This window comes from Inquilinus limosus, assembly GCF_051487185.1.
GTDB classification, from domain to species: domain Bacteria; phylum Pseudomonadota; class Alphaproteobacteria; order DSM-16000; family Inquilinaceae; genus Inquilinus; species Inquilinus limosus_F.
In genome coordinates this window covers 65,647-78,729 of record NZ_JAHVDK010000010.1, presented here as the reverse complement: position 1 = coordinate 78,729, position 13,083 = coordinate 65,647, and the positions used below count along the sequence as shown (strand labels likewise).

13 protein-coding genes and 1 riboswitch are annotated in these 13,083 nt (G+C 70.6%); of the genes, 6 read left to right on the top strand and 7 right to left on the bottom strand.

Going from position 1 to position 13,083, the window contains the following annotated elements; all coding sequences use genetic code 11:
* A complete protein-coding gene (locus tag KXR53_RS13400) occupies positions 1 to 774 on the bottom strand; it encodes a CbtA family protein (RefSeq protein WP_437375673.1) in 774 nt (257 codons plus the stop codon).
* An 11-nt stretch (positions 775 to 785) separates the two neighbouring features.
* The gene (locus KXR53_RS13395; protein ID WP_437375672.1) at positions 786 to 1,004 is read right to left on the bottom strand and encodes a CbtB domain-containing protein; all 219 of its coding nucleotides are present in this window, start codon (positions 1,002 to 1,004) and stop codon (positions 786 to 788) included.
* 33 nt (positions 1,005 to 1,037) lie between these two features.
* Positions 1,038 to 1,171, bottom strand: a riboswitch (cobalamin riboswitch).
* Between the two features lie 115 nt (positions 1,172 to 1,286).
* Here KXR53_RS13395 and KXR53_RS13390 point away from each other — a divergent pair.
* Both KXR53_RS13390 and msrA read left to right on the top strand, forming a co-directional pair.
* Positions 1,287 to 1,856 carry a histidine phosphatase family protein gene (locus KXR53_RS13390; protein ID WP_437375671.1) on the top strand — a complete coding sequence of 190 codons (570 nt, stop codon included), beginning with the start codon at positions 1,287 to 1,289 and terminating at the stop codon, positions 1,854 to 1,856.
* 91 nt (positions 1,857 to 1,947) lie between these two features.
* The gene (gene msrA, locus KXR53_RS13385; protein WP_437375670.1) at positions 1,948 to 2,559 is read left to right on the top strand and encodes a peptide-methionine (S)-S-oxide reductase MsrA; all 612 of its coding nucleotides are present in this window, start codon (positions 1,948 to 1,950) and stop codon (positions 2,557 to 2,559) included.
* A 4-nt stretch (positions 2,560 to 2,563) separates the two neighbouring features.
* Here the strand turns inward: msrA and KXR53_RS13380 are convergent, their stop codons facing one another.
* Both KXR53_RS13380 and KXR53_RS13375 read right to left on the bottom strand, forming a co-directional pair.
* Positions 2,564 to 3,253: an endonuclease III domain-containing protein gene (locus KXR53_RS13380; RefSeq protein WP_437375669.1), complete on the bottom strand. Its 690-nt coding sequence runs from the start codon at positions 3,251 to 3,253 to the stop codon at positions 2,564 to 2,566.
* Between the two features lie 93 nt (positions 3,254 to 3,346).
* Complete coding sequence (locus tag KXR53_RS13375) at positions 3,347 to 4,471, bottom strand: mechanosensitive ion channel family protein (protein ID WP_437375668.1); 1,125 nt, start codon at positions 4,469 to 4,471, stop codon at positions 3,347 to 3,349.
* 187 nt (positions 4,472 to 4,658) lie between these two features.
* On the opposite strand from KXR53_RS13375, the gene KXR53_RS13370 reads away from it, so the two are divergent.
* Both KXR53_RS13370 and KXR53_RS13365 read left to right on the top strand, forming a co-directional pair.
* A complete protein-coding gene (locus tag KXR53_RS13370) occupies positions 4,659 to 5,876 on the top strand; it encodes a mandelate racemase/muconate lactonizing enzyme family protein (RefSeq protein WP_437375667.1) in 1,218 nt (405 codons plus the stop codon).
* 194 nt (positions 5,877 to 6,070) lie between these two features.
* Positions 6,071 to 7,684: a GMC family oxidoreductase gene (locus KXR53_RS13365; protein WP_437375666.1), complete on the top strand. Its 1,614-nt coding sequence runs from the start codon at positions 6,071 to 6,073 to the stop codon at positions 7,682 to 7,684.
* A gap of 165 nt (positions 7,685 to 7,849) precedes the next feature.
* Here KXR53_RS13365 and pobA read toward each other — a convergent pair whose 3' ends face one another.
* Entirely contained in the window at positions 7,850 to 9,025 is a 1,176-nt protein-coding gene (gene pobA, locus KXR53_RS13360; RefSeq protein WP_437375665.1) for a 4-hydroxybenzoate 3-monooxygenase, read from the bottom strand.
* Between the two features lie 140 nt (positions 9,026 to 9,165).
* On the opposite strand from pobA, the gene KXR53_RS13355 reads away from it, so the two are divergent.
* A complete protein-coding gene (locus KXR53_RS13355) occupies positions 9,166 to 10,032 on the top strand; it encodes a helix-turn-helix domain-containing protein (protein ID WP_437375664.1) in 867 nt (288 codons plus the stop codon).
* Positions 10,033 to 10,114: 82 nt separating this feature from the next.
* A complete protein-coding gene (locus KXR53_RS13350; protein ID WP_437375663.1) occupies positions 10,115 to 11,176 on the top strand; it encodes a dipeptidase in 1,062 nt (353 codons plus the stop codon).
* A gap of 24 nt (positions 11,177 to 11,200) precedes the next feature.
* On the opposite strand, the gene KXR53_RS13345 is transcribed toward KXR53_RS13350, so the two are convergent.
* Together KXR53_RS13345 and KXR53_RS13340 are read right to left on the bottom strand one after the other, a co-directional pair.
* The gene (locus KXR53_RS13345; protein ID WP_437375662.1) at positions 11,201 to 12,139 is read right to left on the bottom strand and encodes a sigma-70 family RNA polymerase sigma factor; all 939 of its coding nucleotides are present in this window, start codon (positions 12,137 to 12,139) and stop codon (positions 11,201 to 11,203) included.
* Positions 12,136 to 12,894, bottom strand: a complete 759-nt coding sequence (locus KXR53_RS13340) for an SDR family oxidoreductase (protein ID WP_437375661.1) — start codon at positions 12,892 to 12,894, stop codon at positions 12,136 to 12,138. Before KXR53_RS13340 ends, KXR53_RS13345 begins: the two co-directional genes overlap by 4 nt.
* Positions 12,895 to 13,083 lie beyond the last annotated feature (189 nt).

Here is a 13,083-nt window from a genome sequence, read left to right as displayed (position 1 = left end):
TCAGCGCGACAGGGCGAGGCGCCCGCCGCGCTGGGCGAAGGCCCGTTCGGTCAGGGCGCCGAACACCAGGCCGATCGTGGTCCACAGCACGGCGTGCAGGCCGAGCGAGGCGATCCGGAACTGCCACAGCAGGTCGGCGGGGAAATGCTCCGGTACTTCGTTCACCGCCGGCAGCGCGGCCTGAGCCACGGCGACGATGGCGACGTAGACGGCGGCGCCGATCAGCCCCGCGTTCCAGCTGCCGTGGCGCCGCACCAGGCCGCGGGCCAGGCTGACCGCCAGCGCCAGGGCCGCCACCGAGATCGCCAGCATGACGAAGAACAGCGCCGTGCGCTGGCCGATCGTCTCCGGGTCGCCGACCGCAGGCGGGTTGGCCGGGTATTTCAGGCCGGGGACCAGCACCAGCGAGACGAAGGCGGCGAGCGCCAAGAGGGCCGCGGTGGCGCGGGGGCCGAAGCGGCCGACCCGGCCGTAGACGAAGGCGAAGGCCAGGGCGAACAGCCCGCCGATGGCGGCGCCATGCACGACTGTCCCGGTCAGCAGGCCGAGCCCGGCCTGGGTTTCGCGGCTGACCGGCTCGGGCTCCTCCGCCCCGCTGGCGGCGTGATCGTGCGGGGCGCCGGCATCCCCGGGGTGATGCGAATGGCCCAGCGCCCCTTCCAGGGCGATGGCCCGGTCCACCTGCGGTTCGCCGAAGATCCGGGCGAAGCCGAAGGCGAGCAGCCCGGCCAGCACGCCGACCAGCATGCCGCGCAGCAGGAGGCTTCCGACCATGGCGGCCGGCCTCAGTGGCAGGGGAAGCCCAGGAGATGGCGACCGTCGTGGACGAATTCGTGCACAGCGCTGCCGGAGAAGAGCGAGGTCGCGCCCTGCTCGGCACCGACGAAATAGACCGCCAGCAGCAGCATCAGCCCGGCGAACACCGCCCAGGGCAGCACCTCGGCGACCGGGATCGGGCTGACCGGGATGGAGACCGGACGAGCGGTGGCGGCGATGTCGGACATGATTGCGGCTCCCTGGGATAGACGCGTCCCGTTGATGTGCACCAGGCCATGGCGGGGTCTGACTTCCGGAACTGCGTCGGGCGACGCCGTCCCGGTCACAGTGGCGCGACCGTGCCGGAATTGCACCGGCTTCCGCATCCATGGCGACCGCAGCCAGCATGGGGGCGCCGCCCGGCTCCTGTCAATCGAAGCCGCGGGGCGGATGCGGTCTCGGGCCTGGTGCCGATCGCGCGGCGTCGTGCTTTCCTGTGCCGAGCACGCCGCCGCCGAACGGTCCCGCCCATGCCGACCCGTCTGACCCTGATCTGCCACGGCGCCACCGCCGCCACCCGGTCCGGATCCTTTCCCGACGACGAGCCGCTGGAGGCGCGCGCCCTGGCCGAAGCCGTGGCCCTGCGTCCCGTGCTCCGGCGGGCGGACCGGGCCTGGACCAGCCCGGCGCTGCGGGCGCGACAGACGGCGGCTGCGCTGGGGCTCGAAGCCGTTGACGAGCCGACGCTGCGCGATTGCGACTACGGTCGCTGGGCCAGACGCCGGCTGGAGGAGGTGCAACGCGAGGAACCGCAGGGCGTCGCCGCCTGGCTGGCCGATCCGGACGCCGCGCCGCATGGCGGGGAGTCGCTGTCGGCGCTGCTGCGCCGGGCCGCGGCCTGGCTTGACGCCCGGGCCGGTGACGGCGGCCACGGCATCGCCGTCACCCATGCCGCGGTGATCCGGGCGGCGGTCCTGCACGCCCTGGGGGCGCCGGCACTCTCCTTCTGGCGCCTCGACATCGCCCCGCTGAGCGCCACCGAGCTGAGCCATGACGGCCGCCGCTGGGTGTGGCGGGCGGGAAGGCGGTTCATCGATTGACGGAGGGCGGGGCTTGTCCGGTCGGGGCGGTGCTCTCACTTTTGGAAAGCCATCCACGCTTGCGGCCGCGCCCGGCCGCTGGAGACATCCCATGGCCCTGAAGATCGATCCCTGGTCCTTCCCCGACCCCGAGCTGGACGCTGCCGAGCAGGGCCGCCGCTCGATCGTGCTGGGCGGCGGCTGCTTCTGGTGCACCGAGGCGGTGTACAGCCAGCTCGACGGCGTGCTGTCGGTGCGGCCGGGCTATGCCGGCGGCACCCGCGAGACCGCCGACTACCGCACCGTCTGCAGCGGCGCCACCGATCATGTCGAGGTGATCGAGGTGGTCTACGACGCCGGAAGGATCAGCCTGGGGCAGATCCTGAAGCTGTTCTTCTCGATCGCGCACGACCCGACGCTGAAGGACCGGCAGGGCAACGATGTCGGCCGGCAGTACCGCTCGGCGATCTTCACCGCCGATGAGGAGCAGAAGCGGGTGGCCGAGGCCTATATCGCCCAGATCGACCGGGCCCGGCTGTTCGACGCGCCGGTGGTGACCGAGGTGGTGCCGCTCGAAGCCTTCTACGAGGCCGAGGAATACCATCACGACTACGCCGCCCGGAACCCGAGCCAGCCCTATATCCGCGCGGTCTCGACCCCGAAGGTCGAGAAGCTGAAGGCGGTGCATGCCGACATGCTGAAGCCGGCGGCGAAGGCGGGCTGAGGAGTCAGACCCCGTTGCGCGGGCACAGGCCGCGCAGCGGGCAGGCGCCGCAGGCAGGCGCATGGACGGTGCACACGGTCTGGCCCAGCAGCTTCATCAACCGGTGGAGCTCGCTGAGGTCGTCGGCGTCCCATTCGTCCGGAAGCCGGCGCATGAGCAGCTCGTATCCGGCATCGTAATCCGCATCGGGCGGCAGCAGCCCGAGCCGCCCGCCGAGCCGCAGCAGATGCGTGTCGACGACCAGGGCGCGCTTGCGCAGCGTGCTGAAGTTCAGCACCGCGGCCGCGATCTTTGAGCCGACACCGGGCAGGCGGCGGAGCCACTGCATCGCCGCCTCCTCGTCGAGATCCGCGAGGTGGTCGAGCGAGAGCCGGCCGGTGCAGGCGACGATCATGCGCAGGGCCTGGGGCACCTGCTCGGCCTTCGCATCCGCCAGGTTCACCGGCCAGATGACGCGCAGGACGGCCCGCGGTTCCGCCTCGCGGAGCCGGTCCCAGGAGGGATAGCGCCGGCGCAACTCCCGGAACACCCGCCGCGACACCTCGTCCCTGGTCTTGGAGCCGAGCATGCTGCGGACGAGCTGGCTGACCGGATCGCGGCGCCGGCCGTCGCGTCGTGGCCCGAACCAGGCCAGCAGCCGGTCCCGGATCCGCGGCAGGAGCGGGCGGTCGTCGAGAGCGAGGGAGAGCTGCATGGCGGAGCACCGGCCGATCGTCCCGCAGCGAATTTATGAACAAATCAGGAACAAATCAAGCGGGTGCCGCCCCTGTCGCCGGCCGTGGCTTGCTCAGCCGCGGCCGCCGGCGCGGCGGCGGACGATCTCCTCGGCTTCAGCGGCCTGCACCTCGCCGCGCCAGCGGGGCAGGGCGCCGGGATGGGCTTGCTGCAGCCAGGTGACCAGCTTCTCCCGCACTTCGCAGCGCAGGTCGAAGGCGCGGCCGGAGGTGCGGGCGCTGACCAGGATGCGGATCTCCATCGTCTGCTCTCGGAAATCGGTCACCTGCAGCACGGCGACCTGGCCGTCCCACAGCGGCGTCGCCTTGACGATCTCGTCCAGCGTACGGCGCATCTCCTCCACCGGTGCGGTGTAGTCGGTATAGATGAAGACGCTGCCGATCAGGGCCGAGCCCTCGCGCGTCCAGTTCTGGAACGGGTGCTCGATGAAGTAGCTGAGGGGCAGGACCAGCCGGCGCCAGTCCCACAGCCGAACCACGACATAGGTCGAGGTAATCTCCTCGATATTGCCCCATTCGTTCTCGACCAGAACTGCGTCGTCGATGCGGATCGGCTGGGTCACCGCCAGCTGGATGCCGGCGATCATGTTCTTCAGCATCGGCTGCAGCGCCAGGCCGATGACCAGGCCGGCGGCGCCGGCCGAGGCCAGGAGGCTGATGCCGTATTGCCGCACCTGCTCGAAGGTCATCAGCGCGGCGGAGAGGGTGACCACCACGATCAGCGTCGCCACCACCCGGCGCATGATCCGCGTCTGGGTGACATGCTTGCGCGCCAGCAGGTTGTCCTCGGCGTCGAGCGTGAAGCGGCGCAGATACACCGTCATCCAGATGTGCAGCGCGGTCAGCGCGATCCAGCCGAGCAGGGCGATGAAGGCCAGCAGCAGGACGTGATGCACGATGCCGATCTGGATGTCGGACAGCGGCGCGACGGCGGCGGCGGCGGAGGTGGCCACGATGATCGCGGCGAGGCGCGTCGGCCCATGGGTGCGCGACACCAGCGAGCGCCAGAACAGATCCTTGCTGGCGACGATGTCGGTCGCGATCCGGAACAGAATCCTGTGCACGGCGATGGCGACCGCCACCGCCAGGGCCAGCAGGCCGGCGCTGATCGCCCAGTCCGGCATCCAGGGCAGCTTGGCCTGGACCCAGTCCAGCCAGCGGTCGACGGCGTCGATCATCGGCAGTCCCCGCGGTTCTCCCTCTGCATGGCAATGCACAGGACCGCAGTCGGTTCCGCCCGGCCGGGACACGTCGCTGGCGCGGGATTTTCCGTCGCCGCCAACTTGGAGGAGCCGGGCGCCGCGATTCATGATGGCCTGGGTCGCGGCGCGCTCGGGCGCCGGTCCCAGCGAGAGGCCGCCGCAGATGAAGATCGAAACGCTCGAGACCCATGTCGTCGCCGTCCCGCCGCCGCATCTCGGCGGCATGTACTGGATCTTCGTCCGGCTGCGGACCGCCTGCGGCATTGAGGGCGTCGGCGAGGTCTACACCACCGCCTTCCACCCGAAGGCGGTGGTGCCGCTGATCGAGGACGTGTTCGAGCGGCATCTGCTGGGCCACGACCCGCACCGGATCGAGCGCTTCTGGCGCCAGGCCTATTCCAGCGGCTTCACCCAGCGGCCGGACCCGACGATGATGGGCATCGTCTCGGGCCTCGAGATCGCCTGCTGGGACATCATCGGCAAGGCGGCGGGCCGGCCGGTCTACGATCTGCTGGGCGGGCTGGTGCACGAGAGACTTCGCGCCTACACCTATCTTTATCCGAAGAACGCGGTCGGGGAGCTCGACTTCAACGACCCGGATCTCGCCGCGGACTGCGCGGCGGAGATGGTGGCGATGGGCTTCACCGCGGTGAAGTTCGACCCGGCCGGGCCCTACACCGCCTATTCCGGGCATCAGCTATCGCTCGGCGTGCTCGACCGCTGCGAGACCTTCTGCCGCAAGCTGCGCGAGGCGGTAGGCAGCCGCGCCGACCTCTTGTTCGGCACGCATGGCCAGATGGTGCCGTCCTCCGCCATCCGCCTGGCCAAGCGTCTGGAGCAGTACGACCCGCTGTGGTTCGAGGAGCCGGTGCCGCCGGGGCAGGAGGCGGCGATGGCCGAGGTGGCGCGGGCGACCTCGATCCCGATCGCGACCGGCGAGCGGCTGTGCACGAAATACGAGTTCCAGCGGGTGCTGGAGCTGGGGGCCGCGTCGATCCTGCAGATGGATGTCGGGCGGGTCGGCGGCCTGCTGGAATCGAAGAAGATCGCCGGCATGGCCGAGGCCTGCTACGCCCAGATCGCGCCGCATGTCTATTGCGGCCCGATCGTCGCCGCCGCCAGCCTCCATCTCGGCGCCGCCTCGCCGAACTTCCTGATCCAGGAGGCGATCCTCGATTTCGGCGGCTTCCACGCCGAGATCCTGAAGCGGCCGCTGGCCTTCGAGGACGGCTACCTGCTGCCGTCGCGCGAACCGGGCCTGGGGGTGGAGCTGAACATGGACGTGGTGGCGAAGCACTCGCCCTACACCGGCGACCGGCTGCACCTGCAGATGGCGCCGGAGCCGGCCGATGTGAAGCAGTTCGACCCGGCACGCGGGTAGTCTGGGCTCCAAGGAATGAGCCGGACGCCTATCCCAGAACCGTCATGGCGAGGCGCGAAGCGCCGTGGCCATCCAGGGGCCGGTACCGCTGGATGGCCACGCCCCTGCGGGGCTCGCCATGACGGTGGTGGGGTTCGGCCTTCCATCAGCATAATCAGGACTCCGGACCGCAGGGCTCCGCAGAAAGTCTCGCCATGACCTATGACTACGTCATCGTCGGCGCCGGCTCGGCCGGATGCATCCTGGCGGCGCGGCTGAGCGAGGACGGCCGGCATTCCGTGCTGCTGCTCGAGGCCGGCGGCCGCGACGATTCGTTCTGGTTCCGCATCCCGGTCGGCTATGCCCGCAGCTACTACGACCCGCGGGTCAACTGGATGTACTGGTCGGAGCCCGAGCCGGCGCTGGGCGGCCGCCGTATCTACTGTCCGCGCGGCAAGGTGCAGGGCGGCTCCGGCTCGATCAACGCCATGATCTTTCTGCGCGGCGCCGCGGCCGATTTCGACGACTGGGCGGCGGCCGGCAATCCCGGGTGGGGCTATGGCGACGTGCTGCCGGTCTTCCGGAAGCTGGAGACGCATGCCGGCGGCGCCTCGGAATGGCATGGCGGCGACGGCCCGATCCATGTCACGCCGATGCGCGGCATGACCCATCCGATCACCGATTCCTTCCTGCAGGCCTGCCGCGAGATGCAGCTGCCGCTGAACCCGGATTTCAACGGCGCCACGGTGGAGGGGGCGGGGATCTACGACATCAACACCCGCAACGGAAGGCGGTCCTCCTCCAGCGCCGAATATCTGCGCCCGGCCCTCGGGCGCCGGAACCTGACGGTCGAGCGCGAGGCCCTGGCGCTGCGGATCCTGCTGGACGGCGACCGGCGAGCGACCGGCGTCGAGGTGCGGCAGGGATCGGAGATCCGGACCTTCACGGCGCGGCGCGAGGTGATCCTGGCGGCCGGAGCGGTCGACACGCCGAAGCTGCTGCAGCTCTCCGGCATCGGCGACGGCGATGACCTGAAGGAGGCCGGCGTCACGGTGGCGCACCACCTGCCGGCGGTCGGCCGCAACCTGCAGGACCATCTTTGCGCCAGCTTCTACTACCGGTCACGCGTGCCGACGCTGAACGGCGATTTCGGCAGCCCGTGGGGCCAGGCGCGGCTGGGGCTGCGATATCTGCTGACCCGCAAGGGCCCCTTCGCCATGAGCGTCAACCAGGCCGGCGGCTTCTTCCGCGGCGCGCCGGACGAGACGCGGCCGAACATCCAGCTCTATTTCAACCCGCTGTCCTACCGCATCCCGGACAGCCCGAAGGCCGGGCTGAAGCCGGAGCCCTATCCGGGCTTCCTCCTGGCCTTCAATTCCTGCCGCCCGACCAGCCGCGGCCGCATTGCCATCGCGTCGCCCGATCCCGCGGCGCCGGCGCGGATCAGCCCCAACTACCTGTCGACCGACCGCGATGTCGCGGAGGTGCTGCAGGGCAGCCGGCTGGCGCGCCGGATCATGGCGGCGCCGGCGCTCGCCGCGATCACGGCGGAGGAAATGCCACCCTCCGCCGGGGCGGACAGCGACGCGGCGCTGCTGGACTGGTTCCAGGCGAATTCCGGCTCGATCTACCACCTGTGCGGCAGCTGCGCGATGGGGCCAGACCCGGAGACCGGGGTGGTCGACGCCCGGCTGCGGGTGCACGGGATGCGGGGGCTGCGCGTGGTCGACGCCTCGGTCTTCCCCAACATCACCGCCGGCAACATCAACGCCCCGACCATGATGGTGGCGGAGAAGGGGGCGGAGATGATCCTGGCGGATGCGGGGTGAGGATGGGGGGTGAGGAGGGGGGAGATACCCTCTCACAATCGCCGCCATTGTCATTGCGAGCGCAGCGAAGCAATCCAGGGCCGTTTGGCGTTGCCCCTGGATTGCTTCGTCGGCTTCGCCTCCTCGCAATGACGGTGAGGAGCGGAGAGGCGACACGGCAGCGCGTCAGACGATGGGCAGACCGACATAGTTCTCCGCCAGCACGGTCTGGGCGGCGCGGGAGCCGCGGATGTAGTCCAGCTCCGCCCGCTGCAGCCGGCGTTCCAAGGGGCCGGTGCCGGGGAAGCGGTGGGTCAGGCCGGTGAACCACCAGGAGAAGCGCTCCGCCTTCCACACCCGGGCCAAAGCGCGGGCGGAGTAGCCATCGATCCCGGCGGCAGAGCGCTCGCCGTAGTATTCGCCGAAGGCCTCGGCCAGCATGACCACGTCCGACACCGCCAGGTTCAGCCCCTTGGCCCCAGTCGGCGGCACGATATGGGCGGCGTCGCCGGCCAGGAACAGCCGGCCGTGGCGCATCGGCTCGCAGACGAAGCTGCGCAGCGGCGCGATGCTCTTCTCAAAGGACGGGCCGCGCACCACCCCGGCCGCGGCCTTGGGCCCTAGGCGCAGGCAGAGCTCGTCCCAGAACCGCTCGTCCGGCCAGTCCTCGATCCGGTCGTCCAGCGGGCACTGCACATAGTAGCGGCTGCGGTGGGGCGAGCGCATGCTGGCCAGGGCGAAGCCGCGCTCATGGTTGGCATAGATCAGCTCGTGATGGGCCGGCGGCACCTCGGCCAGCACGCCCAGCCAGCCGAAGGGATAGACCCGCTCGAACTCTCGCCGCAGCTCCGGCGGGATGCAGCCGCGGCTGACGCCGTGGGCGCCGTCGCAGCCGACGACGAAGTCGCAGCCCAGCCGCCGTTTCGTGCCGTCCTGACGCCAGGTGACGTAAAGCCGGTCGGTCCCGATGTCGTGGGGGTGAACGTCCTCGGCCTCGAACACGACCGTCAGGCCGCGTTCGACGGCGCCGTCGAACAGGTCGCGCATCACCTCCTGCTGGCCGTAGACCATGATGCAGCGGCCGCCGGTCAGGGCCTGCATGTCGATGCGGAACACCTCGCCGTCGACCGCCAGGTTGGTGCCGGCATGGACCAGCCCTTCGCGGCGCATGCGGGCGCCGAGGCCGAGCCGGTCCAGCAGGTCGACCATGCCCTGCTCCAGCACCCCGGCGCGGACCCGGCCCTCGACATAGTCACGGCTGCGGTGTTCGAGGACCACGGCCTCGATGCCGGCCTGGTGCAGCAGGTGGGCCAGGACCATCCCGGCCGGCCCGGCGCCGATGATCGCGACCTGGGTACGCATTCCAAGGCCCTCCCCGGAGCCTGTCGTTCCGAGAAGGCTAGGCGCAGCAGTGCGGAAAGCCATGGACGCGGCGTCGGAAAAATTGGACTCTTCTTCCCGGGGCGCTGTGCCGGAATTGGCGCTCAAGAGGCAGGAGATCCGTGCAGACGCCTGCGATTCCGAATTTCTTCCTCTATGGCGAGGCACCGCGGACGGTCGATGACCGCTTCCTGCATTTGGAGGCGTTGGAGGATCGCAGCCGGCCCAGCGACTGGACCATCCGAGCGCATGCCCACGCCAACCTGAACCACATCTTCCACTTCACCCGCGGCGGCGGCACTGCCCGGGCGGAGGCGCAGACGATCCGGCTGCAGGCCCCCTGCCTCCTGCTGGTGCCGGCCGGGGTGGTGCATGGCTTCCGCTTCGAGCCGGAGACGGTCGGCTCGGTGCTGACGGTGTCGGACAGCTATCTGCGCGAGCTGGTGCGGCGCGAGCCGGAGTTCCGGCCGCTCTTCGCCGTGCCGGCGGTGATCCCCGCGGCCGAGCATGGCTTCATCCGCGCCAGCCTCGGCCGGCTGTCGCGTGAGCTGGCCTGGCTGGCGCCCGGCCGCGCCGCGGCGGTGGAGGCTCTCCTGGTCGGCATCCTGGTCGAGGTCCTGCGCCTGGCGCAGGCGGGGGGCGGGGAAACCGCGGCGCCGGGCCCGCAGGCGCTGCTGGTGGCCCGGTTCCGCGAGCGGATCGAGGAGCGCTACCGCGCCCATGACGCGGTCGAGGACTATGCCCGGGCGCTGGCGGTCAGCCCGAAGCAGCTCTGGGCCGCCTGCCGCCGGGTCGCCGGCGCGCCGCCGGCCCGGCTGATCCAGGACCGGCTGCTGCTCGAGGCCAAGCGCCTGCTGCTCTACACCAATGTCTCGGTGGCCGAGGCGGCCTACACGCTCGGCTTCAACGACCCGGCCTATTTCTCGCGGCTGTTCACCCAGGAGGTCGGCCAGTCGCCGCGCGCCTTCCGTCGCGGCGGCGACAGTTAGCCCGCCTTGCCAGCGGGGACGAGGGCTGCTCAACTGCCCCTTCGGCCGATCCGCGGCCGTGCTCCCGAGACGATGGATCCTGATGACCGAGCCCGCGCCCATTCCCGTCTTCGACGGGCACAATGACGTCCTTCTGCGCCTCCTGAAATCCCATGCCGGCTCGGCCGAGACCGCCTTCATCGAGGGCACGGCGACTGGCCATCTCGACCTGCCGCGGGCGCGGCGGGGCGGCTTCGCGGGCGGCATGTTCGCGATCTTCCCGCCGTCGCCACACTCCTCCGGCTCGATCGACCGGATGCAGGGCGGCAGCTATGCTGTGCCGCTGCCGCCGGAGCTGGGGCTGGCCGAGGCCCAGGCCGCGACCACGGCGATGGCCTCGATCCTCTTGCGGCTGGAGCGGGCCGGGGGCCTCAGCGTCTGCCGCAGCGTGGCGGAGATCCGCGCCGCGATCGCGCGAGACTCGCTGGCCACGGTGTTCCACATCGAGGGCTGCGAGGCGATCGACACCGATTTTCGCATGCTCGACCTCCTGTACGCCGCCGGGCTGCGGTCCCTCGGCATCGTCTGGAGCCGGCCGAACGCCTTCGGCCACGGCGTGCCGTTCCAGTTCCCGGGCTCGCCCGACACCGGGCCGGGCCTGACCGATGCGGGGCGCGCGCTGGTGCGGGAATGCAACGAGCGCCGCATCCTGATCGACCTGTCGCATCTGAATGAGAAGGGGTTCTGGGACGTGGCGGAGCTGTCGACGGCGCCGCTGGTCGCGACCCATTCCAACGCCCATTCGGTCTGCCCCCACGCGCGCAACCTGACCGACCGGCAGCTCGACGCGATCCGCGACAGCGGCGGCCTGGTCGGCCTCAACTTCGCCACCGCCTTCCTGCGGCCGGACGGGTCGATGAACGCCGACACCGATCTCGAGATCATGGTGCGGCATGTCGATGCGCTGATCGAGCGCTTGGGCGAGGACGGGGTCGGGCTCGGCTCCGACTACGACGGCGCCACCGTGCCGGCGGCGATCAAGGACGCGGCCGGGTTGCCGCGGCTGTTCGAGGCGCTGCGGGCGCGCGGCTATGACGAGCCGCTGCTGCGCAAGATCGGCACCGAGAACTGGTTCCGGGTGCTGGAGCGGACCTGGGGCGGGTGATGGCGGCCGAGTGCGGAGCGCGGCTCATCCGTGGCCGGCCCGCTCGCCCGGAGTTGCGGCATCCGGCGCGAGGACCAGCTCCGCGTCGTCGACGACGTAGCGGACATAGCGGTAGTCGCGGATGAAGCTGATCCGCCCGTCCGTCCATTCCAGCCACATCAGGTAGCTGGGTTTCGCCGCCTGAGGATCCTCCCAGACCGCGATCACCTCGCGGCCTTCGAGCCAGGCGGGGGCGAGCCGAACCGGGGCGCTTCGCGCATAGACGCCGAAGAACATGCCGACGTCGGCGGCGCCGGCGCGCGGCGGATGCGACGACTGGATCAGCCGCACCTCGTCGGCCAGCATCGCGCGCAGCCCTTCCCAGTCGCGATGGTTGAACAGGGCGACATAGCGGGCGACGCCGGGTGACGGCCGGCGCGGCGCGGGCTGGGCCGGCGCCTTGGCGTTGATGACCTTGAGCCTGGCCCGCCCCCGGGCGAGGTGGGCCTTCACCGCGTCAACCGTAAGGTCGAGCATGGCGGCGATCTCATCCAGGGACTGGTCGAGCACGTCCTTGAGGATCACCACACTGCGCTGCACGGCCGGAAGCTCCACGAACCGCGACACTGCGGTGTCGACCGCCTCTCGCCGCATCAGCACCTCCACAGGATCCAGGCTCTCCGGATCGGCGACCTCGTAGGCCGCCTCGATCGGCTCGGCTGCTCGGATCGCGCGGCTGCGCAGAAGGTCCAGCGCGCGGTTGTGGGCGATCCGGAACAGCCAGGCGCGCAGTGCCGGGGCCTCCTGCAGCTCGTCCAGGGCGACGACGGCGCGGGCGAAGGTATCCTGCACCACGTCTTCGCCGTCGATCACCGAGCCCATGAGGCGCGCGCAGTAGCGGTGCAGTTCCGGCCGCAGCTCGCCGGCGAGCGCCAGGAGCTGCGTCTGGCGCGCCGTCGAAGATGGGGACGGGCCTTCGCTCAAGCCGTTTCTCCCTCGAGCACCGTGATCCCCGTATCGCCCTTCAGGCCAAAAGCAAAGCCCATGGCATATTGCGGGTCGTCCAGCACGGAAACGACCTTGTCGCCGAAGTCCCGCGGCGGCATCGGCGCGCCGAACCGCGCCAGATACTCCTCAGTCCCGATACCCAGGGCGCGTGCGTAGGCGTTGGAGGCCTCGTCGCCGACGCCGGTGCCGGCAACCATCTGCCGCGGCACGATCGCCTGGAAGCGGATCCCGAGGTCCTTCTGCTCCGAGACGCGGTTGGCGTAGCTGGCCATGAACCAGAGCATGCGCTTGGCGCCGCCATAGCCGCCCGACATCGGCGATCCGCCCACGGCCGCGCCGCTCGACACCACCAGGACGCGGCTCCCGGGCTTGAGCGGCAGCCTCAGCGCCGCTTGCAGCCAATAGAGCCCGGCCTTGACGTCGGTCTCCCAGGGCGCGGTGAAATCGGCCCAGCTCAGCTGGTCCAACCGACCCATTCGCGGCTTCGTGCCGGCGTTCAGCACCAGGATGTCCGGGCGGATCTCGGCAAGGATGCGGTGGGCGGCCCCCTCGTCGGTGACATCGGCCACGATTGCGGTGACGCCGAGCCTTCGCTCCACCGCTGCAAGCGCGGCTTGGCCTCGCGCCACGACGGTGACCCTGGCGCCCTGATCCACCAGGGCCTCGACGAGCCCGAGGCCCAGGCCTCGGCTGCCGCCGGTCACCACGATGGTCTTGTCCTTGAGGCTCATCGGCCCGCTCCTGTGTTTCGGGTCTGCTGAGCCTAAGACGTTCGAGATTGCGGAAAAGAGTCACCGCGGTCCGGAAGGGCCGGCGATCTTCGTCGATTTCCACCAGTCGCCGTTCGCACACAGTGCCCAGCCCGCGCCTGCTCGGCCGGGCGCTGGGGCGGGAAGAGGGAGCGGAGGCCTTCATCGTCT

Excerpts from the sequence above, each read along its gene's own strand:
- KXR53_RS13400 (WP_437375673.1), bottom strand. The coding sequence starts at position 774 with ATGGTCGGAAGCCTCCTGCTGCGCGGCATGCTGGTCGGCGTGCTGGCC.
- KXR53_RS13395 (WP_437375672.1), bottom strand. The coding sequence starts at position 1,004 with ATGTCCGACATCGCCGCCACCGCTCGTCCGGTCTCCATCCCGGTCAGC.
- KXR53_RS13390 (WP_437375671.1), top strand. The coding sequence starts at position 1,287 with ATGCCGACCCGTCTGACCCTGATCTGCCACGGCGCCACCGCCGCCACC.
- msrA (WP_437375670.1), top strand. The coding sequence starts at position 1,948 with ATGGCCCTGAAGATCGATCCCTGGTCCTTCCCCGACCCCGAGCTGGAC.
- KXR53_RS13380 (WP_437375669.1), bottom strand. The coding sequence starts at position 3,253 with ATGCAGCTCTCCCTCGCTCTCGACGACCGCCCGCTCCTGCCGCGGATC.
- KXR53_RS13375 (WP_437375668.1), bottom strand. The coding sequence starts at position 4,471 with ATGATCGACGCCGTCGACCGCTGGCTGGACTGGGTCCAGGCCAAGCTG.
- KXR53_RS13370 (WP_437375667.1), top strand. The coding sequence starts at position 4,659 with ATGAAGATCGAAACGCTCGAGACCCATGTCGTCGCCGTCCCGCCGCCG.
- KXR53_RS13365 (WP_437375666.1), top strand. The coding sequence starts at position 6,071 with ATGACCTATGACTACGTCATCGTCGGCGCCGGCTCGGCCGGATGCATC.
- pobA (WP_437375665.1), bottom strand. The coding sequence starts at position 9,025 with ATGCGTACCCAGGTCGCGATCATCGGCGCCGGGCCGGCCGGGATGGTC.
- KXR53_RS13350 (WP_437375663.1), top strand. The coding sequence starts at position 10,115 with ATGACCGAGCCCGCGCCCATTCCCGTCTTCGACGGGCACAATGACGTC.
- KXR53_RS13340 (WP_437375661.1), bottom strand. The coding sequence starts at position 12,894 with ATGAGCCTCAAGGACAAGACCATCGTGGTGACCGGCGGCAGCCGAGGC.